Below are 25,803 nucleotides of genomic sequence, written 5' to 3' on the forward strand. Positions count from 1 at the left end.
TTTTTGGAGACACAGTGAGTTCAGCAGAATATTTTAGCAGTATCTATGATCGTGCTTGTCAGCGTAAAGGCGGGGCAACCGCATTAGCCGCCTTACTAAGTTCGCCAGCGTCAGCTACAGACATTAGCGCGATCCCTGATAATTTATTATTAGCCGAATTAACTAAAAAAGTATTCCAATCTGGCTTTGTGTGGCGAGTAGTTCGACTAAAATGGCCAGGCTTTTGTCAGGTTTTTTTTGATTTTGATATCGAAAAGATGCTGCTAATGAGCGATGAGATGCTAGAGCAAAAAGCTCAAGATACCCGTATTATTCGCAACGCTAAAAAAGTGTTTACCATTCGCGATAATGCGCAGATGATTGCAGATATTCAACGAAAACATGGCAGCTTTGCTCACTTTATTGCTAACTGGCCAACCGACGATATTATTGGTTTGTGGGCTTACCTTAAACAGCATGGTGCCCGGTTAGGCGGTAATACTGGGCCTTATGCGCTACGTGCTATTGGTAAAGATACCTTTATTTTAAGCAGTGATGTTGAAGCCTACCTACGAGCCACTAAAATATTTGACGGTGGTATCAGTAGCAAACGCAGCTTAGCGCAAATTCAGCAACAGTTTAATCTGTGGCAGCAGCAATCTGGCCTTAGCCTGCAGCATATTAGCCAAATTATAGCGCTTAGTGTCGGCGATAATCATGTTGGCATGCAGCAATGAGTTTACTACTAGTTAATGAGCAATTGCCGACTGATTATCAGCTGGAGTTATGTCATCAATTTGGTTTAACGGCTGTAACCCAAGCCCAAGGTTGGCATTTAGCCTGGCACGATAACGCCTTAGTATTACGCGATAGCAACTTACCTAAGCAAGGTGATATCTGGGTCGACTTTACCAGTGGTCGTGCTAGCCATCGCCGCTTATATGGTGGCGGCAAAGGCGAAGCGATTGCCAAAGCCGTAGGCTTAAATAAAAGATCAACGTTAACGGTATTAGATGCCACCGCTGGGTTAGGCCGCGATAGCTTTGTTATGGCCAGTATCGGCGCAACCGTGTTAATGGTAGAGCGACAGCCTATGGTAGCGGCTCTGCTGTATGATGGTTTACGCAGAGCTAAGTTAGATAGCGATTTAGCCGCGTGGTTGCCACAACGTTTACAGTTGCTGCATACTAATGCCGTACAAGCGCTTACCGAGCAAGCATTAACCGAGCAAGCATTAAGCAAACAAGGCGCGGTAGATGTAGTGTATTTAGATCCTATGTTTCCCGCCCGAGAAAAATCGGCATTGGTCAAAAAAGAAATGCGCGCGTTTCATCATGTGGTCGGAGATGATAACGATGCCGATGCGTTACTGCCGTTAGCAAGGGCATTGGCCATAAAGCGAGTAGTAGTAAAGCGGCCGGTAAATGCTGAGTTTCTTGCTAATACCGCGCCGACTATGTCGTTAACGGGTAAAAGTAATAGATTTGATGTTTATGTTAATGCAGCAATCTAATTAAAGTAAGTCAGCACAGCAGTAATCCAACAACGATAATATGGGGAATATAATGATAAAAGTAGGCGATAAGTTACCAGAAGTAAGTTTTTCTCAATTAACCAAAGAAGGGGTGTTAAACCCTACCACAAGCCAAATATTTGCCAATAAAAAAGTAGTGTTATTTGCCGTTCCTGGCGCGTTTACACCAACTTGTTCAGCAGCACATTTACCAGGCTATATTACTTTGGCAGACCAAATTAAAGCCAAAGGCGTTGATACCATTATTTGTACTGCGGTAAATGACGCTTTTGTAATGAATGCATGGGGCAAAAGCCAAAATGCAGAAGCCATTACCTTTTTAGCCGACGGTGGCGCAGCGTTCCATAAAGCCATTGGCTTAACCATGGACACAGCTGACTTTGGTGGCGTGCGTTCACAACGTTATGCCATGATCGTTGACAATGGTGTAGTGACGACATTAAACGTTGAAGCACCAAAAAGCTTTGAAGTCAGTAATGCAGAAACTGTGTTAGCTGTATTATAAATCGAAAAAAAATCCCGCTAATTTGCGGGATTTTTTATAATTTTTCAAACTCAGCGAATAGCGACTATTTTCCAGCCATCAGCACGATATTTATCAACTATATTACTGCGTGTACCACGATGATCTTGAGTTTGGTAAGTGGCAACTTTCATTCGGCCTACGGCTTTACCAAAATCTGGGCGACAACTCCAAATGGATAAATTGTTTTCTGGATGGGGTGGTACTAAAGTTTTAATACCGCCATGTTTTAATGCCATATAAGATAAGTGAATATCTTCTCCATTGTTCCATTCTGTGGGCTCTTCAATCCACATATAACGCACATAGCTTTTACGCATAAACCATGCATGGCCCACTAAATCTACTTCAGTAACGCTAGTACTTTGCAAGCCATTCCAGCCCGCTTTATTTTTACTGGCATAGCCACCTTCAGCAGGTAAAAGCACTCCAGAGCCACCTAAAATACCGTCATCGCCATTAGCAATAGTATTTAGGCAGTTTTCAAACCAACCGGGTTGCGGCAAAATATCATCATCAAAAAATGCGACATACTCAGTACGGACTAAGCTAGCTAGGGCAAAACGGCCCCAAAATAAAAAGTTGCTATTGGCTACAATCACTCTATCTGCAAGCTCAGAGACATCTAATAACTCTTCTTCGCTACGGTTTGACCATACCCAAATCTCATCTGGTGGTATGGTTTGATTCCGCAAAGCCGTAATTTGCTCTGCTAAATATTCAGCGCGTCGATAAGCAGTTAAAATAACCGTGATCCCCGATTTTTTTGGTGCTGGCATCGGTTTAGCGTCTTGTTTAAACACAATAGTATCGGCTGGCTGGGCAAGTTTACGTTGTATTTTGCCTGCAACCTTTACTCGCCAAAAACCTAAAACGCGAGTAGACCACCACCAGCGTATTTTTTGACCTATAGATTTTTTATTTGCCATAGAAAAGCATGCCTTAAGTTTTAATTGTCATTTAGGTACTATTTACTTATTAATTAATGCCGATTTCACCCGACGGATTGCTTTGCGGATCACCGAAATTTTACTGTCTTCTTTATATCGACCTTTCTCGGCATGGCGAATAAGTAATAAGTTAGGTAAAGCTATGGGCACACCTTGGGTGCCTAGCAACCAGCGAATTGCGCGATCTTCATAGGTTTTAGTCCAATGATATTTCGGCTTTTGATAAACCGCTAAATCATCACAATAACCACAAGCACGCGCCACATCGCCGTGAATAATTTGAATAGCACCGGTGGCGCGATCAAACTTACGGGGTTTAAATTTGCTAGTATCTACTTCTAATAACTCGGTTTTATCTTTACCCGCCGAGATCATGGGATCTTCTTCAGTTAATAGCGGCGTAACTAATAAGGTATCTGGGAATAACAGTATTTCTTGGCGGCCTTTTAACAAGGTTGATAACGTATCTATACAGCCTTCGTGAAACACCATGTCGCAGTCGGCAAACCAAATCCAATCAGCGGTAGTCGCTTTAGACGCTTGGTTGCGGCCAATCGCGCGGCGTAATAACAAGGGCGTAGCTAATTCAATAAAATTCCATTCCACGTTTGGCACTTCTATGCTGCTAAAGTGTTGCAGTAACTTAGCCGTTTCGGTGTCTTCATTAGAATAAAAAATGGTTAACTTTACCTGCATATCCTTAGGCGGGTATTTAACTAACGAGCTAAGTTGATACACAAAAAAGCGCGCATAGTTCCAGCAGTGGCTAACAATTTCTAGTTTGATGTTTTCATTAACAACGGCAAGTTCTGACTTTACTGGTCGATTTTTAATAAAGGCGGTGGCCGGAAAATAACCCGAGGCAGCAAATCGTAATAAAAATTCTTTAACACCATCTAATGCACCCGCTGGTGGGTAGTGTGGTTTGGTCATCGATTACCTCAGTCGTTCTAATAGGGTTTTAGCTTAAACTATGCAATGCTAGCCACATTTAGTTGGGTTAGCAGGTTTGTTAGTTATGCTACTACAGCTAATATTGCTGATTATAAAGGGTTTAGATTAGCATTATTACCGCAACTGAAACAGAATCTTTTCAGATGTCGCAGCTATCTTTGGAATCTCGGCGCTAACTTTGGCATTATAGCCAATATTTTCTGATGCTCAGGCAGCAAGTTTCTGACAGTAAGCTGCAAATTATTATTGTTAATTTTGGAATTAAGCCATGCCCGTTTGGTGTTCGCGTTTACTGTATCAAGTGGTTATTTATATATTGCTGCCACTGCTGTTGCTGTATTTTATTTATCGCTCGTTTAAAGACGTAGCGTATCGGCAGCGCTTTAGTGAACGTTTTGCTTGGCAGTCGGTGCCAGTAGAAGCGGTAGGCGGTATCGTTGTGCATGCGGTTTCAGTGGGTGAAGTCGTCGCAGCTACACCATTAATTAAGCGTTTAATGCAGCAATATCCTAACTTACCTATTACAGTAACTTGCACTACCCCAACAGGCTCTGAGCGCATTAAACAAACCTTTGCCGATACGGTATTTCATTACTACTTACAGATAGATACTCCAGGTGCTGTAAAGCGATTTTTAACTAAATTACAGCCCACCGCTTTAATCATTTTAGAAACCGAGTTATGGCCTAATCTATTACAGCAATGCCAAACAGCCTCTATCCCAAGCATTATCGTTAACGCTAGATTGTCGGTGCGATCGGCTAAAGGTTATCGTCGTGGTTATTGTTTTAGCCAATTATTGCTACCGAATATTAGTTTATTACTCAGCCAAGATCGCGCTACATTGCGCCGATTTAGAGCCTTAGGCTACACCGGTGCGGCACAAGTATGCGGTAATGTTAAATATGATATGGCTATTCCTGATCATGTTGCAGCTATGGTGCAACAACTGACACCTCAGTTGCAAGGCCGGCCAATTTGGGTTGCGGGCAGTACCCATGCTGGCGAAGACCAGCTATTAATTAATGCCTGTAAGCAGCTTAAAAAACAGTTCGACAATATACTATTGATTATAGTGCCACGGCATTTAGAGCGTTTTGATACGGTGGCAGAATTAATTCAACGTAGCGATCTAACCATGCAACGACGCAGTTCCGGCGAGGTTATTCGAGCCGACACTAACGTGTTATTGGGTGATACCATGGGTGAATTATTAGCTTGGTATCAACTGGCCAATGTGGTGTTTATCGGCGGCAGTTTAATTGAACGCGGCGGCCATAATCCGTTAGAAGCTATGTGCTTTGCCAAACCGATTCAATCTGGGCCTTATGTATTTAACTTCGCCCAAGCTTACAAGTGGTTAGCCCAGCGCGAGGCCATAAACTGGCTGACGGATGAAGCGACGTTAGTGGCGAATACTCAATTGTTATTAGAACAACCGGAATTAGCCCAGCAGCAAGGCGCGGCGGGGTTAGCGTTATATCAACAGCATAGCGGCGCTTGTCAGCGTATTGTGCAAGCTATAACAAATTTTTTACCTGCGGATGTAAACCATTTTCGCCAGCAACAACAGGGCAGCCAACAAATTTGGTATCAAAGTGATGTATTTTCTAATCTATCGGCTGAGCAATTTAATCCCGAGCACTGGCAGCACAAGAACGCCATTATTGGCCAGTCACAAGGCCGCAATACAGCGTGGTTTATTCAACATCAAGATACCCGCATAGTGTTGCGCCATTATTATCGTGGTGGCCTAATGGGTAAACTGCTGCATGACCAGTTTAGCTTGGTGCCGGTGACCCATAGTCGGGCAATGCAGGAATTTGCTTTACTGCGCCGCATGCACAGTATGGGTTTACCCGTGCCAAGACCAATAGCAGCAAATTATCAGCGAGACGGTTTAATTTATCGTGCCGATATAATGATTGAACTCGTGGCGCAATGTCAGGATTTAGCAACCGTTTTATCTCACCGAGAGCTCAGTGCTACAGAGTGGCAGAATGTAGGTAAAACCATCGCTCAGTTTCATCAACAGGGTGTTTATCACTCTGATTTAAACTGTCGTAATATTTTGCTCGATGCTAAAGGTCAAATTTGGCTAATTGATTTTGATAAATGTGCTATTCGTCAATTAGGCGCTTGGCGCCATGAAAACCTGCAACGTTTGCAACGGTCGTTAATTAAAGAACAGGGCTTAGCGGCAAGGTTTTATTGGCATCTTGCGCAATGGCCAGAACTTGAACTTGGTTATCAAAAGCAGCTTAACGGCTAAAATAACCTATTGGTCGCGACTTTTAGCGCCACGTTTACCTCATGTTTACGAATTTTATCTTTGTTAGACACTTGGTGTCTTGCTAAATCTTTGATATAACAAGTAAGAAGCGGAGGGACATGTATGCGGCTAAATAAAATAATAACAATTCTAATGGCAGCCAGCTTTTTGGTAGCAGCCGAACCGCAACAACAATTAGCGCAAGCCAAAGCGGCTTATGCGCAGGGCGATTATAGAAACGCAGCACAATTATTGCAAAAGTTGGCCATTGAGGGCAATGCAAGTGCGCAATTTGAATTAGCTAAACTGTATTCACTTGGCCACGGGGTCGAGCGTGATGCGTTGCAGGCTTCTTATTGGTTAGAGCAGGCGGCTTCAAAAAGTAGTGATTATGCTGAGTCGGCTCAAGCTCAGAATGATATCAAGCAAGCACTGGAACAACGCCGGCAAGAAAATACCCGGACGCCAACCACATTAGCGAACAATAAAAGTGTTGTTGCCACTGAAATGGCTGCGACGACTATTTCGCCGACTACAACTACCACATCAACTACAGTTGCTCCATCTCCAGCAGCCACTAAGGCTGAGCCAATTGCTGCAGCCGTGTTAACCGATAAGCCTAGTTTAGCGGTTAAAGCGCTTGCCGATGCGAAATTTGATACCGGTATGCGCGCATTTCAACGCCAAAATTATGCTGATGCTTATAGCCATTGGTATCCGCTAGCGAAAAACGGTGACGCTGACGCTCAATTTAATTTAGCGGCTATATATGCTAAAGGCTTAGGTGTTAATGTCGATTTGCTTACCGCAGCGCGTTGGTTTAGTGCCGCAGCTGAACAAGGCTCTGCTCAAGCCCAGTACCACTTAGCCATTGTCCATGCTCAAGGCCAAGGTTTACCCCAAAATGATGCCCAAGCCGTGTATTGGTATAAACGAGCAGCAGAGCAACAATATGCATTAGCCCAGTATAATTTAGGGTACATGTATGCCAGCGGCCGAGGTGTTGCACAAGATGAAAAGCAAGCACTGTTTTGGTATGAGAAATCGGCAGAACAAGGTGATGTAGATGGTCAATATGTGGTTGCCGGTCGCTATCAACAAGGTCGCGGTAGCGCCGTTAATTTAACTAAAGCTTGGCAATGGTATCGCCAAGCCAGTGAGCAAAGCCACTCAAGAGCAACCTATCAATTAGGCTTAATGACCTTAGACGGTATTGCCGTATCACAAAGTGACAGCAAGGCTTTTGATTACTTTTCACGCGCGGCAAGTCAAGACGTTATCGAAGCGCAACGCGAAGTGGGTATAAGCTATTCATTAGGTAGAGGTGTGCGCAATAGTGACAGCCGTGCTGTGGAATGGTTTGAAAAAGCCTGTAACGCAGCAGATTTAACCGCTTGTTATTATTTAGGGCTGCATTATAGCGAAGGCCGTGGTTTACGTGCTGATCCCGTGCGTGCTATGCAGTTATTTACTCAAACGGCCACTGCTGGTAATAAAGAAGCGCAATATCGCTTAGGCTTAATCTACGCTAATGGTGAAGGCGTAGCAGTTGATGAACAACAAGCGTTTACTTGGTTATTAAAAGCGGCTGAACAAGGTAATGCTGCTGCGCAATATTTAGTGGGTGTGCGTTATGCTAACGGCACTGGCGTTAAGGTTGATGATAAAGCGGCAGTGCAATGGTATCAACGTTCAGCCGACCAAGGTGATGCCTATGCCCAATATAATTTAGGCTATATGTATGCCAATGGTCGCGGGGTAAAACAAGATCAAGCAAAGGCTTTATATTGGTATACCAAAGTAGCCGCAGAAGGCGATGCCGATGCTCAGTTTAATTTAGGTTTACGCTATGAAACTGGCAATGGCGTTGAGCAAAATGATCAAAACGCCGTTGAATGGTACGAAAAAGCAGTAGCACAAAATCATACTCGTGCGATAGCGCACCTAGGTTATATGTATGAAAAAGGCTATGGCGTCGCTAGAGATGAGCGAAAAGCTTTTCAGCTGTACCAACAGGCATTACCGGCAAAAGTGCCACGGGCATTAAATGCTATGGCATTACTGTATAAAAATGGTCGTCAGGTTAAAGCCGATGATAACAAAGCGGTAGAGTTATTTAGTCAAGCTGCCGAGCAAGGCTACGCTAATGCCCAGTATAACTTAGGCTGGATGTATGAATATGGCCGTGGGGTGCGTAAGGATATTGCTAAAGCCCGCGATTATTATCAATTAGCCGCCGAACAAAACGAGCCGTTAGCGCAAGCTCAATTACAGCGCTTATTAAATCCTTAAGCAAGGGATAGAAACTTGCGCCACCTTCACATCTGCACATAAAAAACGGTCAGCCATTGCTGGCCATTTTTTATGCTTATTGCCATACCAAATCAGACATAGATTGCACCGAAGGCTAATGTCGTTGACAATAGCTGCTGTAAAGCATGTGAAAGCAATTTTAATGCTATTTTTTTAATAAAAGATTAGGCAAAGTAAAGATGCAACAGTGGGATGTAATCATAATTGGCGCCGGCGCAGCAGGTTTAATGTGCGCTATTGAAGCCGGAAAACGTGGCCGTAAAGTATTAGTATTAGATAACGGTAAACGGGTTGGTCGCAAAATTTTGATGTCCGGCGGTGGCCGTTGCAACTTTACTAATATGTACACCAGCCCAGAGAACTTTTTATCCCAGAATAAGCATTTTTGTAAATCGGCTTTAAGCCGCTATACCCAATGGGACTTTTTGGCTTTAGTCCAAAAACACAATGTTCCGTACCATGAAAAAACCTTAGGCCAGCTATTTTGTGATGATAGCGCTAAAGACATTGTGCAAATGCTAATGACGGAAGCTAAAGCCGCAGGCGTACAAATAGCTACACAACAACATATTCAGCACGTTATTCAAGCTAGCACTAGCTCTGGTACTGGCACTGAAAATGAAAATGAAACTGAGACAAATGGCAAGGCGGATTATAAAGCAGGTTACATAGTTAAAACACCAGAGCTTAGCCGGCATTGCCACAGCTTAGTGGTCGCCAGTGGGGGGTTAAGTCTACCTAATTTAGGTGCTACAGCTTTTGGTTTTCAATTAGCCGAACAGTTTGGCCTAAACGTTTTACCGCTGCGAGCGGCATTAGTGCCGGTAACCTGGCAACCAGCAGATAAAGCCATATTCGAAGAAATTAGCGGTGTATCGCTACCTGTCACAGTAGAAGCCAACGGCACTGTATTCCCAGAAGATATGTTATTCACTCACCGCGGCCTAAGTGGCCCTGCAATATTGCAGATTTCTAGTTATTGGCAACCTGGCGATGACATCACGGTAAATATGTCACCACAAACGGACATCAGCGAGTTTTTAACCACGCAGCAGCAAGCGCACCCAGAGCAAGAATTAAAAACCGCGTTAAGCAAATTACTGCCAAAACGCTTAGTCGAAAAGCTGCTCGAAATGCAGGTAATCACTAACCAACCGCTAAAAGCCTTAAATAACAAAAGCATGCAAAATATAGCCAACAGCTTGCATGGCTATATATTTAAACCCAATGGTACAGAAGGTTACAGAACCGCCGAAGTCACGATAGGTGGTGTGGACACAAACGAATTATCGTCAAAAACTATGGCCGCTAAACAGCATGACAACTTATACTTTATTGGTGAAGTAGTAGACGTCACCGGTTGGCTAGGCGGCTACAATTTCCAATGGGCATGGGCCAGCGGCTGGGTAGCAGGGCAGTATTGTTAGTTGTGACAAAGCTCTGCTGTTAACTTATATAACTTATATTTTTTAGCATTGATTTTTCTCTTGGCTTAGGAGAAGAATATCTATCGAACCAATAACCCCACAACAGGTGCTGCGGGGGTATGAATTTACTAAAAAATTAGCTAATTTCTATCTGCTGTAGTAGGTACTGACACTTTTGTGCCAAGCGTCATCTGCAGCGCGAGGCCAGTTGTCTTTGTCAAAACCAGGCGCATTCTCTAACTTTTCTTTAGGTACATCTAAGATTAAACATTTCTTTTCAGTGTTTAGACTCATTTGCTGCAATGGAATGGCAAATAACTTGTCGCCCATACCCAAAAATCCACCAAATGAAACAACGGCGTAAGTTACTACTCCGTTAGTTGTGTCGATCATAAGCTCTTCAATTTTACCTAAATCTTCGCCTTTTGAGTTTTTAACGCTATCGCCAATAATTGATGATGCTGAAATAATCATGGCATTCTCCTATTATTTAAAATGATGGTTAAATTAATATGTGGCTTAAAATAAAGTAACTGTCACCACACAACTCCGATTAATATCTTTCAATATCCGCGCCAAAATTGGATGTCTTAACCGAAAAGTCGCGCCACTAGCCACATCGCTAGAATCCAATCCTTACTTAAGCTTATCAAAATACTTGGTTTGATCTGTCGAAAAAATAAAAAGTGCCCGTCTCAGCATTATCGGTACCAGAATCATATTCACCTGTTGTTCGATACAGAAACTGAGCAGGTTATTTGTAATTCCTACCCGCTTTGTGAAAAATGTGCGGCTAAGTTGTCTCTGTATTTGCTAGCCCAACACATTAAAGATTAATTTTTTCTTTTTTGTCTGTTCGATGACTTGCTATGAAATAATAGTAGTGCAGTGCAAATTAAATAACCTAAGCATTTATTTGTAGTTGATTAAATCGCATAGGTTATAGTTACAACTGAGTGAAATTAATCGAGGACCATGAATGCACAGCCATAACCATCATCACAGCCACAGCCACCATCATCACTCAAGTGCTGCCGATGCGTCGAAAAGAATTGGCTGGGCATTTTTTCTCAATGTTAGTTTTACAATTATCGAATTTATTGGTGGTTGGTTAACTAACAGTACAGCGATTATGGCCGATGCGGTGCATGACTTAGGCGATAGCTTGTCTATTGGTACCGCTTGGGGCTTGAATAAGCTCAGTGACAAAGAAGCTAACGCGACTTTCTCTTATGGTTATAAGCGCTTTTCGCTACTGGGTGCTTTGATAAACGGCATGGTGCTTATTATTGGCTCGGTTTGGATTTTGCTAGAAGCAATCCCTCGGCTGTTCTCACCTGTAATGCCGCAAGCGGAAGGCATGTTGCTATTGTCGATATTTGGTATTGCTGTCAACGGGTTTGCTGCTTATAAACTTAGCGCAGGAAACTCATTAAATGAACGCATTTTAAACTGGCATTTATTGGAAGATGTATTGGGTTGGGTAGCGGTGCTAATTGTATCAATTGTGCTGATGTTTAAGCCTTGGCCGATATTAGATCCCATCTTATCGATCGGTTTCACGCTGTTTATTTTATTTAATGTAGGTCGTAACCTTAAAGAAACTATCTTATTGTTTTTGCAAGCAACACCCGATAAAAAACTCATGCAGGATGTGCGCAATGTGCTGCTGTCTAGAGCAGAGGTTAATGCGCTGCATCACTTTCATATTTGGTCGTTAGACGGAGAGCATAGTGTGATGTCGGTACATCTGGAGTTAAATGCTGACATTAGCGTGGTCGATATGAAAAATCTAAAACAGCAATTGCAAAAAGAACTGAGTGTATTTGAGTTTGCCCATACCACTATTGAATTAGAGTTTGCCGATGAGGCATGTCGAGACCAAAGTGCTAACCTTTAGTTTTACGACAATTACGACAAAGTGCTAAAGACTGACAAAACAACGGCTAGCGCTTTACGCAAACAAATAGCGCATTGCCAGACTCGCCGCTGTATTGTTGAATGCTAGTGTAGTCATGCTCTAATATATAGACTTCAAACCACGGTAGTAGCAGCTGTTGCAACTGATTAAAGCTAACTGCAACCATGCTGTGCTGATCATGCCAGTGCTTAGTTACATTAGCGTTAGTTTTAGAAATATTAAGCTTTAACGCCTGGCTATCGCTTTGATCACAGTAAAACCAAGCTGACTCAAAATCAAATAGCTTGTTGTCGTAAGTCGTACTGTGTCGCACCGCAGTGTTATTGCAGATCTTAAGTTTATCAACGGTATTAAAGCAGAATAAGCCGGCAGGGGTTAGGGCGTTATAGGCTTGCTTAATACATTGCTGCAACTGAGCAATGTCAGGGTTGTAATGCAATGAATATAAAAAACAGGTAATTAAATCAACCGGCTGATCTAGCGTAAACTGATTCATATTCTGCAATATAAACTCAGCTTCAGGGCAACGCGCTTTAGCAATATCCAGCATTGGTTGGTTAATATCTAAACCACTACTTTGATAACCGGCATCGATAAAATGGCGGATATGTGGGCCAGTACCACAAGCTAAATCAAGATGGCTTTTGCCGCTATTGCCAAATAAATCATTTAAACGCATTACCGCTTGGCTTTGTTGCTGATAATTAATATCGCAACACATCAAGTCATAGTAGTGTGATAAATCGGTATATAACTGAGTTGACGACGACATTGCACATACTGACAGCAAATTTAAGGTGCCGCATCATATAGTAGTTCAGTCACTTTGCGAAGTGACCTGTAGCGAGTAAAAATTAAAATTCCTCACGCAACCGTAAAAAGCGAGCAAAACGAGGTAAACCATTTTTGGTTAGACCGTTATATCTATAGGTAACGGTAGCGCCAATGTTAGGCGGGGTTTGACGTAATTCATCGGTTAAGCCGCTGCCAATAGCAAATTCTTTACCCTCAATGGTTTTAACGATTATGGCGCCAACCATTCCCTGATACTTGCCCTTACCAGGGCGATAACCAATGACTTTTGCTTCGGTATCTTGATAGGTTTTTAGCTTTAATAAATCGGAGTTTCTACCGGTTTTATATAAAGCATCTTGATGATGAAGCATTAACCCTTCGGCGCCAGTATCTTCCAGCTCTACAAGCTTAGTTAATAGTAATGTTTTATTGGCGATACGAAACTGTGCAACCTGCTTTAAAAACGGGCTATTTTGTTGCTGAATAATAGTGTTAATAGCACTAATACGTTGGCTAAAGGTGCCTGTTGCATTGGGTAATTCGAATATGTAATAGCTAACTTGCCGCCATTCGTTATCAATAGCGTTATGTTTACTAACAATGCTTAAGGTATCGGCAAACTGATTACGGCCAAGCCACAACTCACCATCTAGTTCTACCTGTGGAAAATCAGCAACAAACCAAGCCGGGGCAGCAATAATGTTACCGCCACGCGAGATCAACTGCTTACCATCCCAAAATGCTCGAACGCCATCCAGCTTTTCGCTCACCCAATACTGCTGAACATCTATAGCATCGTTATACACTTCGGCCAGTAATAGGTCAGGCTTAGTCGCTGCCGATAATTGAAAACAGCAGATTAGCAAGAGCGAATTTAACATCCCGTTCATTATTTAGCATCCTTTTATTTAAAAATAAAAGTATAGTGATTAGGAACAGATGCGCAAGAAAATAGCGATGTGCTAAAAAGGGTCAGAGTGATTTAATTAAATCACTCTGACCCTTTTTATTTGTTAACAATTAATTAATGTGCACTGACCCCATATTAATAGGTGATGTGGTTGATGGTCCAGGTTTTGGGGCCGGTTGGGGTTGGGACGCTTATTTCGCTGTCGACGGTTTGTTTTAATAAGGCACGTGCCATGGGCGAATCTATGGAGATATAATCGTTACGGCCAAAAATTTCATCTGGGCCAACGATACGTAAGGTTTTAATATCGCCAGCATCGTTTTCTATTTCTACCCAAGCACCAAAGAAGACTTTACCTTCTTGTTGTGGCGAGTAATTAACGATTTTTAGTGCTTCAAGTCGTTTGCGTAAAAAGCGTACTTTAGAGTCTATTTGTCGCAGTAACCTCTTGTTTTCCTTGTATTATAACCCTAGGCATTTATATACTATTTATTAAAAAATAGTACTTGCATTTATCTATTATTAGATTTAGTTTTTAGAAAGCACCTTATACTAAATAATTTTTGTTATATGTCATTTGTTAAAAAAATAAATGTTAACTACACGGATTGCGACAGCGGTTTGAAATTTGAGCTCCCAGCCTTAATGACTGAGCAAGGACTAATAATTTCTCATATGAGATATTTGGCTTGGTTCAGTTCAAAAAGCGAGTCTTGGAAGGAACGCTCAACTTTCGCATTAAGATTACTAATTGAATACATCCATGCTGTACCTAATTCTGATTATGAAAAGGCCACACAGTTATTAAAGTCCTTTACCGAGACAGTTCTGACTGGAACCATTGATTACACAAAATTGGACGATCCACTTGATTTGTTTTGGAAACCCAGAAAAATTAGAGATGTTAACAATATTCTTTTCCATATAACGCATTATACGGACTTTTTAGCACTTCAAGATGGTTATACATCCTCTCGAATCAACCCATTTAGAAAAGCCACTAGTTATGAGGAACGATTGAATTGGTGTGCTTATTACCATAAGCAGCAGAATGTTTTTTTAAACCATTTGACCAAACGCGATAAAGCGAAATCTCAGCTCCAACAGGTCAGACTAATTGGAAAATTTATAGATAGCAAAATTGAGAATGAGAAAGTCATCAGATTCCCTGAAGAACAAATAGAAAGGTTAATTTATTTGGGATTCAATAAAAATGGCATTATTGATTTTAAATCACAGGCTATAACAATGCTTTTGAATTATGGTGGAATTAGAAAAAGTGAAGTTTTTCATATTTACCTCTCAGACATCACTTTAAATCCAAATAGGCCGGGTGAAGCTTTTGTTCGTGTTTATCATCCTGAATACGGTAAATCACCGGATGGTCACTATAAGACTCGAAGTGAATACTTGCTTTCACAAACACACTATAAACCCAGAAATAAATATCGACTGTCTGAACGTTTATATTCAGGTTGGAAGAATCCCTTATTGACTAGTCGTGATGGCTATTACGAGGTTGTATTCAGCCCCCCTCATAAGGCTAAAGAATTTCTAGCTGTTTGGGTCAATTATTTAAAGTTTCAGAGAGTTGAACCAGATACATCTTACTTCCACCCTTTTGCATTCACTAACAGTGATGGCAAGCCTGAAACTATTAAAAATTACCAAAGATTACACAAAAGAGCTGTTGAAAGAATAGGGTTAGAGTGTAAAAAAGAACTTGGTACGTGAGCGTAACCCCAACCACACATTCCCAACTTAGCTAAATCTTCTTACCCTGTTTTGAATCTACTACCAGACAGGGGTTTCACATGATCCGCAGAACAACCGAGCAGTGGCTGACGCTGTTTGACCAGCATAAATCTAGTGGGCTAACGCAAACTGAATTTGCAAAACAGCAAGGCATTGACCCGACCTATTTCAGCTATCGTAAGCGGCAACTTCTCGCCTGGCAACAGGAAGACGAAGCCAGTTTTGTTGAACTGACGCCGCAAGGCGTGTTGCTTAGTCAGCCAATCCTGCTTAAAAAGCGCGATGTCGAGCTGCACTTGCCGCCCGGCACGGATGCCCTATGGTTAGCAGCGTTACTCCGGGCCCTGTAACCATGAAGATGTTTATCAATACACCCAAAATCTACCTGCATAAACAGCCGGTGGATTTTAGAAAATCCATNAACGTGCTGGATGTAGAAAAAAGCATCTGTTACATGTGGGTGTATGGCTGCGGTATTGAGTCGTCAACAGGCCCCAAGCTGGTACTGTTTGATTACCAGGATGGGCGTGGTGGTAAACACCCTAAAGCCTATTTTAACGGTTACACCGGCTATCTGCAGGTTGATGGCTATGCCGGTTATGAGCAAACGGATGCGACCTTAGTCGGTTGTTGGGCGCATGCCAGACGCAAGTTCGTCGAAGCGCAAAAAGCCCAGGGTAAAGGCAAAACCGGTAAAGCCGACTGGGCCATCAATCATATCCAAAAATTGTACGCTCTGGAGAGCAAATTAAAAACTAAGGCAGCAGAGGTGAAATACCAGCAAAGACACGATGTTGCCAAGCCCTTGTTACAACAACTGCGGGACTGGCTGGAGAAATCCAAAGATGCCATCCCCAAAGAAAGTGCGCTGGGTAAAGCTATTACCTACAGCCTTAATCAATGGCCGAAGCTGATAGGTTATCTGGAAGATGGCAGGCTGAACATCGACAACAATCGCGCCGAGCGTGCTATTAAGCCCTTCGTCATCGGCCGAAAAGCCTGGCTGTTTGCTAATACCACCTCAGGGGCTAAAGCCAGTGCGGCACTTTACAGCCTGGTCGAAACCGCCAAAATCAACGGTCTGGAGCCATATGATTATCTGACCACATTATTTAAAGCGCTGCCCACCGCTGATACACCAGACAAGCTGACAAAGCTGTTGCCATTCTGACTTACAAGGCAATCACACCGGGACGGTGTGGTTGCTGCAACGCTTACCTTGGTACTAGTGAACACGGCCATCGCCATGCCTACGGATATCGTTTACGGAAATATGGTTTAGACCAGATTGAAATACAAAAAGCGATGCATCATAAAAGTCCAACATCTTGTTTGGTTTACATCAACCCAACGAATGAAGATGTTAGCAATAAAATGAGGGAAACGGAATGATCAAGCCGAAAGCATTGCGATTGGTAAAAAATAAAAAATTGCCACAGATAAATCAACCTCAATTTAGTTTTACTGAGCTAAAAAAAGAATGTAAAAAGCTTGGTATAATAAACAGCGTCGAATATAGAAAAAGATATAAAGATATCCCTGGATTCCCTGCTCATCCACAACGAATATACGCGTCAGAGTGGGAAAGCTATATAGATTTTTTCGATATAAAAGAATTTATTTCTTATCAGAATATGATCGATCTTATTCATCCTTTAAAACTGAAGAATAGAAAAGAATACGTAAGATTTATTCGTGAACAAAAAGATCCAACTTTGCCACATGATCCCCAGGGTGCTTATGTGAATGAGTGGATGAATTGGTACCGCTTCCTAGGGAAAGAAGAGCCGTTTAAAGTAGATTTTATTACGGCTGAATTTTCAGCATGGGCCGAAAAAATTACTGAATTTATGAAACAAGCCAGAGGTGGCGGAACAAAAGTTTTATATCTTTGTAGGTTTGTACGATTCTTTATAGAAAGATACGATAAAAGTCATTCACCGGAAGAGTTTTTAACTCAAAAAACGTTCAATCTAAAACCCTTTAGGCAAGTTTTAGATGAATTTGAAACTGATAACTTGCGACGTAGCACAATACTTTTCGTCAACCAATTTCTAGATTTTGTTATAGAAAAATATTTGACTATTGAGGATGAAGATACTGGAGAAATCGTTCGTGTTATGGATGCGCGTAACCCACTTTCACTTTTTCTAGTAGAGCAAAGTGTCACAGCACCACAAAGGACTGAAACTACTAAGCCATGCCTGCCATACCACTTCGTTAAAAAAGCTCAAAACTGGATTATTCCGGCAGATGCCAAAAACTTTAGAGATTTAAAACATTTGCAAAAATTTGATGCTGATTGGGTCAAGGTTGACCGCAATAGTATTGATAAAACCGATTTAGATTGCGTATATAAAAAAATTCAAGGCCAATATTATTTATGGATTCCAATAGATTGGGTCCACACCTATGCTCTCACCAAAGTACCGTTAAGAGGCCGTCAAATAGCTTACAACGATTCAGGTGAAGCAGATGAATACATTGCTGAACTAGATGAACATGGAAAAATACGATGGCAACTTAATGATTTACCATTTGCAGAAATGACTAAAAATCAGTCATTTATTAAGAAAATGCCTGATAATGGTATTGGCATGTTTGTTACTACTAACAAAACTCAAAGTAATGGAAGTGGTTATTCAATTCCTTGGATTCCTGAAGATTTAGCTTATTGGATGGTAAAGCTGCGAAAGTGGCAGCAAAAATATAATCCCATTAATCAACCAACTAGTTGGCTGAATTGTGTACGTACGAGCTTTAATGAAGCACAATTGAAAGCAAAAGGGATTAACTGTTTTCTGTTTCGTGCTTACCAAGATGTTGAACCAAAGTATGTAACTGGAGTTTTAACGCCGAGGTTAGCTGCAACTCTTTATTTTATCCAACCATCAAATTTAATTTTAGCTACTTTAGAAGGTAATGAGTCGACTTTGGCTCACTATTCTTCAAAGTTTACACCGCATTCTATGCGGGTCAGTCTCATTACTGCTTACGTGCTGGAAATGGGTATGCCTATTGAAATCGTAATGAAAGTCGTAGGTCATTCATCAGTAGTAATGTCGATTTATTACACAAAAGTAACCCATAGCGAGATTCGGACAAGACTAGAGGAAGGTGAGAAGGTAGCTTTAAAATCTCAAGCGGAAGCTACTCAAAAGCTTATTGAGCAGAATAAAATAGAAGAAATTAAAAATAAATTAATCGGTAGTAATGATGAAATTATAAACTCACTAACAAATGAGCTCCCTGCTGGAAATTTTGTTTTTAGAGATTATGGTATATGCCCTTTTGCTGCCTCCAGATGCGATGATGGAGGAGAAATGATTGGTGCAACACAAGCGCGCGCACCTGCTCCATCGGGCTACCTTGGGATGCAAAATTGTCTTAGATGCCGCCACTTCATAACAGGTCCAGCGTTTTTAGGTGGAATTATGTCTGTTGGCAATGAGATTTCTTTACAGTCTAATATTCAATCACGTAAATGCCATGAGCTTCAAGAAATGATTAATCAGATTGAAGATCAAGTTAATCAAATAGATAAAGCAGAATATGTTGCCAATTTAAAAGGTGCTAAATTTGATAGCTCAAACCGAGATAAACTTGAATCAAATCAAAGACGAATAGAATCTGACTATGAGGGAGCTGCCAAAAAGCTCGATATGTTACTTTGTGATTTACAATCTGCATATGCTTTAATTCGACGCTGCATGATGATTGTTAATAAGGAAACAACTGAGAAAGACGAACAAGACGAATCATTTTCTTTACTTGTAATGAATGATGCTGAACTTCAATTAGATCTTGAAGAAGTCAGCTACTACCAGCAACTGCAAGAAGTATGTGAAAATGCGACTATCTATCAATCAGCAACCTCTGAAAATGCAGTTTTACCTAGAACACAAATCCTAGATCGAATGGCTATTTACAATAATATTGCCCCTGTTCTTTTTATGATGACAGAAAAAGAACAACTTAGAGTAGGAAATGAACTCTTTAAGCTGTTAAAAAACAGATTGAAAACATGGACTCGTATCGAGCAAGTTGTAAATTGCGAAATTAAATTGGATGATCTCTTAGGTGCTGAACAAATTTCCCAAAGTGATATAAAATTAATAACTAAAACAAATTTACATCTGGTGGAGCAGGCTGTTAATGACACCTAAAGAACTTCTAGATAAACTTAAAAATGATGCCACATCTAAAGTTCAGCAAACGCTCGATGCAATTTATCAAGTGTGTTTGGATCAACAGGAGCGAGGCATACAAGATTTCTCAGTGGCTACAATTTCTAAATTAGGTTACAACAGTGGTGTGCCTAAAGCTCAGAGTATCCGCAATAAATCAGGGGAGAAATATCGCGCATTAATTTCAGCCTTTTCTGAATCTAGTATAAATAAAAAGTCCATCAACCCGATAAAAAGTGATGAAGACTGGATTGACGAAATATCTAATCCCAAACACAAACTTTTAGCTCGAATTCTGTCATCAGAGTTAAAGGAAGCAAAAAAACAAGTTGATGAAATCCTACCTCCTAAATTACGTATTGATGTTTATGATCACAAGTCTGAAAGACCAGCTGATGAAGCAAGATTGACTGAACAAGAAAGACGAGCATTGGAGTATATAATTTCATCATCTTTTCAAAATAAGTGGGAACTAGAAGCAAATGAATATGGTGAAATGGTAGACAGTAAAAACAAACCTGTATTCAAAGTAGCTACGGTTGATGCCATTAAAAAAGCGCTAGAGTATCTTTAAAAATGAAAACAAAATTAATTAGCAAAGAAGGTTTTGAAAAGCTAACTGCCGAATTAGATCATCTATGGCGAAAAGAGCGACCAGAAGTAACCAAAATAGTTCAATGGGCCGCAAGCCTTGGAGACCGCTCGGAAAACGCTGACTACCAGTATAATAAACGCCGTTTGCGTGAAATAGATCGTCGAGTACGCTTCCTTAGAAAGACCCTTGAAGATATTAAAATAGTTGAATATCATCCTCAACAAGAAGGAAAAGTTTACTTCGGGGCTTGGGTTGAACTTGAGAGTATAGATGGTAATTTGCTCAAGTTTCGTATCGTTGGTCCAGAGGAAATTTATGGTGAGAAAAAGTATATTTCTATTGACTCTCCAATGGCTAGAGCATGTTTACAAAAAAAATTGATGATGAAGTGGTTGTACAAACACCATCTGGTAAAAAGATGTGGTATGTAAAAGAAATTAACTATTCGTGCTGAACATTATCAAAAGCTTGAAGTAAATTTCTAACGAGTTTTTTTCTTAAGGGGGATTTCATTGTTAACGTTACAATTACAGTTATCTTGGCTTAACTTAACCTGATATTTTTTGTTTATTCACGAAATCAATAACTTGTTTTTTTTGCTCTGGTGTCAGATTGTGGAATGACATTAATAAATCTGCCATCTCATCAGAATCACAATAAAAATAAGCAACAGGAACACCAAGCTCATCTGCCATTTTCTGTAGCATCGTGTAGTCAGGCAGGTGGCGACCTTTCTCGTAGTGGTTCATGCGACTGCTCGCTACACTGATATCCAAGCCGATACGAAGACCCAGTTCGGTTTGCGTAAAACCTTTGGCTTCGCGTGCTTGTTTGAGTCTTGTTGGAAGGGGATGAGCTGATAGCAAAGTAAAATCATATCTAATACCTGAATACTTAGATTGTCTAAGTTTTTGATACTGGAGTATACTTAGGATTCCTAAGGAATGCCATTTTGACGTTCACCATCAATTATTATTGGGTAGTTAGAAGTATGTCGTTGCGTAACACATTGCTAGGCCTCATCAATTTACATCTCTTACATAACTTTAAAATTTGTGAAATTAGAGAGATTGCCCGCAAAAATATTTCAGCAAAATCAGAAAAGCATTATTCTACAAAGATTTATAAAGGCATTTGGCTTCTAAAACGGGAAGGTTTGCTTGCGATCGTTAATCATCCATCAGATCCAAAGAAAAACACTTATTCATTAACGGAATTGGGTAAGAGTGTAATTGCAACAACTTTAAAAGAAACAGTATCTTATACACCAGCCTCACAAGCTGATAATGCATCGAAGTTAGAACCTTTAAAAAATAGGCTTAGCGAATACAGTAGCGCGCTTGCCGCAGCAAGTGCTGAAGCCCAAGAATATCAAGAGTTAGCTCGTGAACTCCCAGAGTTATTCACTTCACTGGAAGCTAAGTTTCTCGTGGCTAAAGAAAGAGCTGTGATGTTTCAAGGCCGTCTTGCAGCTATAGAAAATGTGTTGAAGGATTTAAGTTAATGCAGCTTCGTAATTGGCAGCTTGAATGTTCAAATCAGGCTGTAGACAGCTTTAGCCTCGGGCAAAAGCATTTCTTAGCATTAGCTACCCCAGGTTCTGGTAAAACGATTATGGCGGCTCATATCGCTAAGCAATTATTTGAAAACAACATGATTGACTACGTTATCTGCTTTGCTCCCTCAGTTGCTGTTACCAATAGCATGCGCACTTCTTTTGCACATGTTCTACGGAAACCAATGCATGGCTATTTAGGTGCAGCTGGAGGTGTATTTACTTATCAGTATCTTGCTAGCAGTAAAAAGGCAGATTGGTCATTTTTAAAGAAAAGTCGTGTGTTGGTAGTGTTTGATGAAATTCACCATTGTGGTGGCGACGATACCAACATGGCCAACGCTTGGGGGCGTGAAGTACTATTAAATATCAAGCAACACGCTAACTATATGCTATCAATGACTGGCACGCCTTGGCGAACAGATATGGCTCCTATTACACTGGCAAGCTATTTAGAACCTGACATGATTATACAGTGTGATTACACTTATGGCATTACTTCAGCAATACGAGACAAAGTCTGCCGAACTCCTGAAGTAATACTGATAGATAATGACAAACTACAAGTTAATGCTGAATCATTTGGTTCGCTGCAAATAGCCCTAGAGCAATCTTCCCTTCGATATTCAGAAATATTAACTGACGATAACGCTGTTCGGTATTTATTATCAAAAGCTGTTCAGCAATTGAAGCAAGCACGTATTGAGCAGCCGAATGCGGGCGGGCTTGTAGTTGCTAGGTCTGTAGAACATGCAAAGCACATCATGCGTATGTTACGCAAAGATTTTAACCAATCGGCAGTCTTGGTTACCTATATGGAACCAGCCCCACAAGATGTCATAGAACAATTTAGGACATCTAATACCCAGTGGATAGTTAGTGTATCTATGGTGTCTGAAGGCACTGACATTCCTCGTTTACGGGTATGCGCCCATCTAAGCATGGTCAGAACTGAGTTGTTTTTTCGCCAAGTGCTAGGTCGCATATTAAGGATGATGCCAAACATTCGAAATAACAAAGCTTGGCTATTCTCATTTGCCGAACGCTCTTTACTTGAATATGCTCAGCAGCTGCAGCAGGATATTCCAGAAAGCATAATAAAATATGATAGTTACAAGGATATTTTTTTAGATACTAAGCCCACTGGTAAAAATCCTTTAAAGCTTTTACCACAACCTAATGATATTTTTTCAGGTACACAATTGGGTGATTGGGCCATAAAAGACAATCCCAATGACTCTGATACATCTATTACTCAACTACTGTTCTCCCTACAAGGGAGATACCGGCAGCAGGTATTCTCAATATTTTAATTACTGAAAAACAGGAGACAACAATCCTCCCCGCTGATTTTAATCTAACTTTTACTTTCTGAAGTTTCAATTTCAGCTTTATATTGCCCCATCTCCTTTGGTGATCTTAACTGGCTAACATCCAGCTTTGGGGCGGAAAGACCATCTTAGCCCTTAAGGCACGTCAACTGGTTAATTGTATTTAGAACACACTAATTTGCAAACGCTTCTTACCACTCGTTGCAAATTTACTACCCCATTAATTTCACTGAAAGTACCACTTTGTAGAATATTAGCTTATGCCACTAGCAGGCATACACTACACGAACAACTCAAAGACGGCTTAGTGCCATGTGCGGATATTTGTTCCAGAGCTCATCTCATAATATTTACTGTGAATATAGACATGTATTACCAAAACGGCCGATACACTTTGTTAGACGGATTTTTCCGTATTTGTCATATATATTGAAATTATCTGTTCCCATAAGTTATTGTAAACAGATTAAACCCGATATAACATCATAAACATGAAATTTACAAAAGCGGAGAAGTCCGTGTTTAAGTACGGATCTTTCCGCCCAATAAGAGTTATGTTTCAAGGAGGATTAGTGAAGCATATAGTTTTAGTTTTTTCTTTTCTGGTTGTTGGCTGTACCAGTTTAAAAGATGTTGGTGAAAGCAGCCATAATCCTGAAGCTTTTGTTGGTATAGAAGATGGAAATCTGATTTATCAAGGTGAAATAACTGAAGCATCAAATAATGTGATTTTTTCATTGTTTAGGGCTGCTGAATTCAAGCCAAACCGACTGCTTATTTCGAGCCAAGGCGGTGATATTGGTGCGGGAATGGATTTAGGTCAGTGGGTCAGAGATAATAATTTGGATGTTGAGGTCACAAGAGTATGCGCTTCTTCTTGTGCTAACTATGTATTACCAGCTGCCAATAAGAAGTACTTAAGAAAAGACTCAATTCTGATATGGCATGGTAGCGCTTGGCAATCCAATTGGCATGTTGATCAAGAGCACCGTGAAACTTTCAACACTCACATCACTTTAATGCGTAAAAAGGAAACTGATTTTTACGCAGATATCTCAGTCGACAACCTACTAACTACTTACGGCCAGTCTAAATTTAATTTCTTAGACTTCACTCTGGGCTTGTTTGGCAAAGGAACTGTTGGTTACGATTACTCTAAAGCTGATATGAAAAAATTTGGGCTAGTTAATATAGTACTCTTAGATGGCGAATGGGATTGGAGAAAATATCGGCCTGATAGAGCAAATCAGGTTAAGCGTATCAAGGTTGACGATGATTTTGAGTTTGAGCTCCGTAGATTTGAAATATAACAAAAAAATTTTATCGCCAGCAAAAAGCAGCTGGCTGCGACGTCAACCCGCTGCGCGGCTTTGCGCGCTAAATTTGGGCGTTATGCTTTTAAATTAATCTTGAGTCAAGGAAGGGTTTTATGAATAAAATTATATTATTAGCTTTTGTTACTACGTTCGGGCTGATTGGATGTAGTACAACAAATGAGCCTACTTTCTTTGGGGAAACAGTAGAGGTTGATTCATCGGAGTTAAATCAATATTGGGAGCATGATTCATCCAAAGTTATAAGATTATCTGGTCGCCCTGATTGGTTACCTAAAGGTGCAGGAAAAGCTTCATATTTTATTACCATAGACTCTAACGGTACAGAGGTTAGTAAAGAGCTAATTAATTCAATACCAGAAGGTTGGATGACACAAAAACTTCTAGATAAAATGCCAAAACAGCAATATAAAGCTTCTAAAAATAATCCAAGTAAAACGCCAGTTAAAGTGAAAATTTCATCTGAAGTTAAGCGTATGAGTTAATCAAAAAATAACAAGAATTTAAAGCGGGACTGCTAACAGTTTGCTCGGTTTCGCTTCGCTACAGATTTTAGCAAACAATTATCAGCCCCTTAAATGGGCGTTGAGGCTGTAGAAAAAGGTCAAAGCTAAAAAATTGACGTGCGCTACGTTATTTACTTTTTAGATTGAATGGTTAAACCTATACAGATTTCACGTAGCAACGCAATTTTTGATGTTTTTTTGGCTTATTTTTGTATCAATTTTAAGGCTGGGACTTTTTCTACAGCCTCGTTAAATGGCTAAGGTATTAATGACCAATATTCTGAGTATTCTATTTGTTTTAATCAGTTTTACGTTATCAGCGTCTGAAAATCCATGTGATGTGATTGATTACCCAATCAAAAACAGTAGAGAGATCTATCATCCCTCGTCTTTTCCTTTGCCAGCCATCTACTACAACAAAAATGATGTATCTGTAATTGTTCCCGTAAAATTGGCAATTGAATTGACTAAAGAAGGGCTTGATGAAGCAAATGATGTTTTAAAAATAACTAAAAATCAAATCTTGAATTCATTGGAAAGCATCAAGCCAGGAGAGTTAATAAATAGTGATAGTCTTTGGAGTTGGCCGCAAAACTTACCAAGGGAAAAATACCAAGTAGCTACTCAAACAATTGTGGGATACCAGGCTATTTATGAAAAAAGCTTACTGAGGAATTTAGCAACTGTAAAAATTGATGAGGCATTAATTAACTCGTCGTACTTTAAATACATGAACGGTAGAATGTTATCGGACATTGATGAGCATGTTCAAGTACATAAGGTGATCATAATCAGTAATCAAAAAACCATATACGAGCGCTGCTGGATAGATGAATAGCAATTTAATCGGGTAGCCGGAGGTCTTTAACCTCCAGCCCCCACAACACCTCGCATGCGGCTCCGCACAGGGCGTTTCACTTAGGATGGTGAAGCGCGATCCAACCATCACTAAGTGAATAATG

General features: G+C 40.7%; 24 protein-coding genes and 1 pseudogene. 18 read left to right on the forward strand and 7 right to left on the reverse strand.

Going from position 1 to position 25,803, the window contains the following annotated elements:
• The first annotated feature begins 14 nt into the window (after window positions 1-14).
• From BI198_RS03895 to BI198_RS03905, 3 genes are read left to right on the forward strand one after another with little or no spacing between them, the layout of a single operon-like run.
• On the forward strand, window positions 15-716 hold the full coding sequence (locus BI198_RS03895) for a DNA-3-methyladenine glycosylase I (protein WP_070048368.1): 702 nt from the start codon (window positions 15-17) through the stop codon (window positions 714-716).
• Window positions 713-1,492, forward strand: coding sequence for a class I SAM-dependent methyltransferase (locus BI198_RS03900; RefSeq protein ID WP_070048369.1), 780 nt, complete (start codon window positions 713-715; stop codon window positions 1,490-1,492). The genes BI198_RS03895 and BI198_RS03900 overlap by 4 nt, the downstream gene beginning before the upstream one ends.
• A gap of 52 nt (window positions 1,493-1,544) precedes the next feature.
• Window positions 1,545-2,018 carry a peroxiredoxin gene (locus tag BI198_RS03905; RefSeq protein WP_070048370.1) on the forward strand — a complete coding sequence of 158 codons (474 nt, stop codon included), beginning with the start codon at window positions 1,545-1,547 and terminating at the stop codon, window positions 2,016-2,018.
• A 50-nt stretch (window positions 2,019-2,068) separates the two neighbouring features.
• On the opposite strand, the gene BI198_RS03910 is transcribed toward BI198_RS03905, so the two are convergent.
• Window positions 2,069-2,965, reverse strand: a complete 897-nt coding sequence (locus tag BI198_RS03910) for a glycosyltransferase family 2 protein (protein ID WP_070048371.1) — start codon at window positions 2,963-2,965, stop codon at window positions 2,069-2,071.
• Between the two features lie 42 nt (window positions 2,966-3,007).
• Window positions 3,008-3,919 carry a glycosyltransferase family A protein gene (locus BI198_RS03915; RefSeq protein ID WP_070048372.1) on the reverse strand — a complete coding sequence of 304 codons (912 nt, stop codon included), beginning with the start codon at window positions 3,917-3,919 and terminating at the stop codon, window positions 3,008-3,010.
• Between the two features lie 289 nt (window positions 3,920-4,208).
• Here BI198_RS03915 and waaA point away from each other — a divergent pair, with 289 nt between their 5' ends.
• From waaA to BI198_RS03930, 3 genes are all read left to right on the forward strand, one after another.
• A complete protein-coding gene (waaA, locus tag BI198_RS03920; RefSeq protein ID WP_070048373.1) occupies window positions 4,209-6,212 on the forward strand; it encodes a lipid IV(A) 3-deoxy-D-manno-octulosonic acid transferase in 2,004 nt (667 codons plus the stop codon).
• A 153-nt stretch (window positions 6,213-6,365) separates the two neighbouring features.
• A complete protein-coding gene (locus BI198_RS03925) occupies window positions 6,366-8,504 on the forward strand; it encodes an SEL1-like repeat protein (protein ID WP_235605228.1) in 2,139 nt (712 codons plus the stop codon).
• Window positions 8,505-8,704: 200 nt separating this feature from the next.
• Window positions 8,705-9,952, forward strand: a complete 1,248-nt coding sequence (locus BI198_RS03930) for a BaiN/RdsA family NAD(P)/FAD-dependent oxidoreductase (RefSeq protein ID WP_070048375.1) — start codon at window positions 8,705-8,707, stop codon at window positions 9,950-9,952.
• 147 nt (window positions 9,953-10,099) lie between these two features.
• On the opposite strand, the gene BI198_RS03935 is transcribed toward BI198_RS03930, so the two are convergent.
• Window positions 10,100-10,426 (reverse strand): PRC-barrel domain-containing protein, encoded by a 327-nt coding sequence (locus BI198_RS03935; protein ID WP_070048376.1) that lies wholly within the window; start codon window positions 10,424-10,426, stop codon window positions 10,100-10,102.
• Between the two features lie 505 nt (window positions 10,427-10,931).
• Here BI198_RS03935 and BI198_RS03940 point away from each other — a divergent pair.
• Window positions 10,932-11,852 carry a cation diffusion facilitator family transporter gene (locus BI198_RS03940; RefSeq protein ID WP_070048377.1) on the forward strand — a complete coding sequence of 307 codons (921 nt, stop codon included), beginning with the start codon at window positions 10,932-10,934 and terminating at the stop codon, window positions 11,850-11,852.
• Window positions 11,853-11,898: 46 nt separating this feature from the next.
• On the opposite strand, the gene BI198_RS03945 is transcribed toward BI198_RS03940, so the two are convergent.
• The 3 genes from BI198_RS03945 to BI198_RS16200 form a co-directional block, all read right to left on the reverse strand.
• Window positions 11,899-12,645, reverse strand: a complete 747-nt coding sequence (locus BI198_RS03945) for a class I SAM-dependent DNA methyltransferase (RefSeq protein WP_070048378.1) — start codon at window positions 12,643-12,645, stop codon at window positions 11,899-11,901.
• Between the two features lie 82 nt (window positions 12,646-12,727).
• Window positions 12,728-13,558, reverse strand: a complete 831-nt coding sequence (locus BI198_RS03950) for a DNA ligase (protein WP_070048379.1) — start codon at window positions 13,556-13,558, stop codon at window positions 12,728-12,730.
• Between the two features lie 155 nt (window positions 13,559-13,713).
• On the reverse strand, window positions 13,714-14,019 hold the full coding sequence (locus BI198_RS16200; RefSeq protein ID WP_083256554.1) for a GreA/GreB family elongation factor: 306 nt from the start codon (window positions 14,017-14,019) through the stop codon (window positions 13,714-13,716).
• Window positions 14,020-14,148: 129 nt separating this feature from the next.
• On the opposite strand from BI198_RS16200, the gene gmtY reads away from it, so the two are divergent.
• From gmtY to greB, 6 genes and pseudogenes are all read left to right on the forward strand, one after another.
• Window positions 14,149-15,312, forward strand: coding sequence for a gamma-mobile-trio recombinase GmtY (gene gmtY / locus BI198_RS03955; protein ID WP_268793888.1), 1,164 nt, complete (start codon window positions 14,149-14,151; stop codon window positions 15,310-15,312).
• Between the two features lie 80 nt (window positions 15,313-15,392).
• Complete coding sequence (gene tnpA, locus BI198_RS03960) at window positions 15,393-15,683, forward strand: IS66 family insertion sequence element accessory protein TnpA (protein WP_235605230.1); 291 nt, start codon at window positions 15,393-15,395, stop codon at window positions 15,681-15,683.
• Window positions 15,684-15,754: 71 nt separating this feature from the next.
• A pseudogene (gene tnpC, locus BI198_RS03965) lies at window positions 15,755-16,504 on the forward strand (IS66 family transposase); the annotation flags it as partial.
• Window positions 16,505-16,721: 217 nt separating this feature from the next.
• Window positions 16,722-19,499: a gamma-mobile-trio integrase GmtZ gene (gene gmtZ / locus BI198_RS03970; RefSeq protein ID WP_070048380.1), complete on the forward strand. Its 2,778-nt coding sequence runs from the start codon at window positions 16,722-16,724 to the stop codon at window positions 19,497-19,499.
• Entirely contained in the window at window positions 19,489-20,094 is a 606-nt protein-coding gene (gmtX, locus tag BI198_RS03975) for a gamma-mobile-trio protein GmtX (protein WP_070048381.1), read from the forward strand. The genes gmtZ and gmtX overlap by 11 nt, the downstream gene beginning before the upstream one ends.
• 2 nt (window positions 20,095-20,096) lie before the next feature.
• Window positions 20,097-20,546 carry a transcription elongation factor GreB gene (greB, locus tag BI198_RS03980; protein WP_235605231.1) on the forward strand — a complete coding sequence of 150 codons (450 nt, stop codon included), beginning with the start codon at window positions 20,097-20,099 and terminating at the stop codon, window positions 20,544-20,546.
• A gap of 117 nt (window positions 20,547-20,663) precedes the next feature.
• Here greB and BI198_RS03985 read toward each other — a convergent pair whose 3' ends face one another.
• A complete protein-coding gene (locus BI198_RS03985) occupies window positions 20,664-20,981 on the reverse strand; it encodes a helix-turn-helix domain-containing protein (protein WP_070048382.1) in 318 nt (105 codons plus the stop codon).
• Window positions 20,982-21,067: 86 nt separating this feature from the next.
• Between BI198_RS03985 and BI198_RS03990 the strand changes: the two genes are divergently transcribed.
• The 5 genes from BI198_RS03990 (at window position 21,068) to BI198_RS04010 (ending at window position 25,679) form a co-directional block, all read left to right on the forward strand.
• A complete protein-coding gene (locus BI198_RS03990) occupies window positions 21,068-21,619 on the forward strand; it encodes a hypothetical protein (protein WP_070048383.1) in 552 nt (183 codons plus the stop codon).
• Window positions 21,619-22,983, forward strand: a complete 1,365-nt coding sequence (locus tag BI198_RS03995; RefSeq protein WP_070048384.1) for a DEAD/DEAH box helicase — start codon at window positions 21,619-21,621, stop codon at window positions 22,981-22,983. The genes BI198_RS03990 and BI198_RS03995 overlap by 1 nt, the downstream gene beginning before the upstream one ends.
• Before the next feature lie 590 nt (window positions 22,984-23,573).
• Window positions 23,574-24,311 carry a hypothetical protein gene (locus BI198_RS04000; RefSeq protein ID WP_235605233.1) on the forward strand — a complete coding sequence of 246 codons (738 nt, stop codon included), beginning with the start codon at window positions 23,574-23,576 and terminating at the stop codon, window positions 24,309-24,311.
• 119 nt (window positions 24,312-24,430) lie between these two features.
• On the forward strand, window positions 24,431-24,820 hold the full coding sequence (locus BI198_RS04005; RefSeq protein ID WP_070048385.1) for a hypothetical protein: 390 nt from the start codon (window positions 24,431-24,433) through the stop codon (window positions 24,818-24,820).
• 274 nt (window positions 24,821-25,094) lie between these two features.
• Window positions 25,095-25,679: a hypothetical protein gene (locus tag BI198_RS04010; protein ID WP_070048386.1), complete on the forward strand. Its 585-nt coding sequence runs from the start codon at window positions 25,095-25,097 to the stop codon at window positions 25,677-25,679.
• Window positions 25,680-25,803 lie beyond the last annotated feature (124 nt).

The sequence above is a fragment of the Rheinheimera salexigens genome, assembly GCF_001752395.1.
Taxonomy (GTDB): Bacteria; Pseudomonadota; Gammaproteobacteria; order Enterobacterales; family Alteromonadaceae; genus Alishewanella; species Alishewanella salexigens.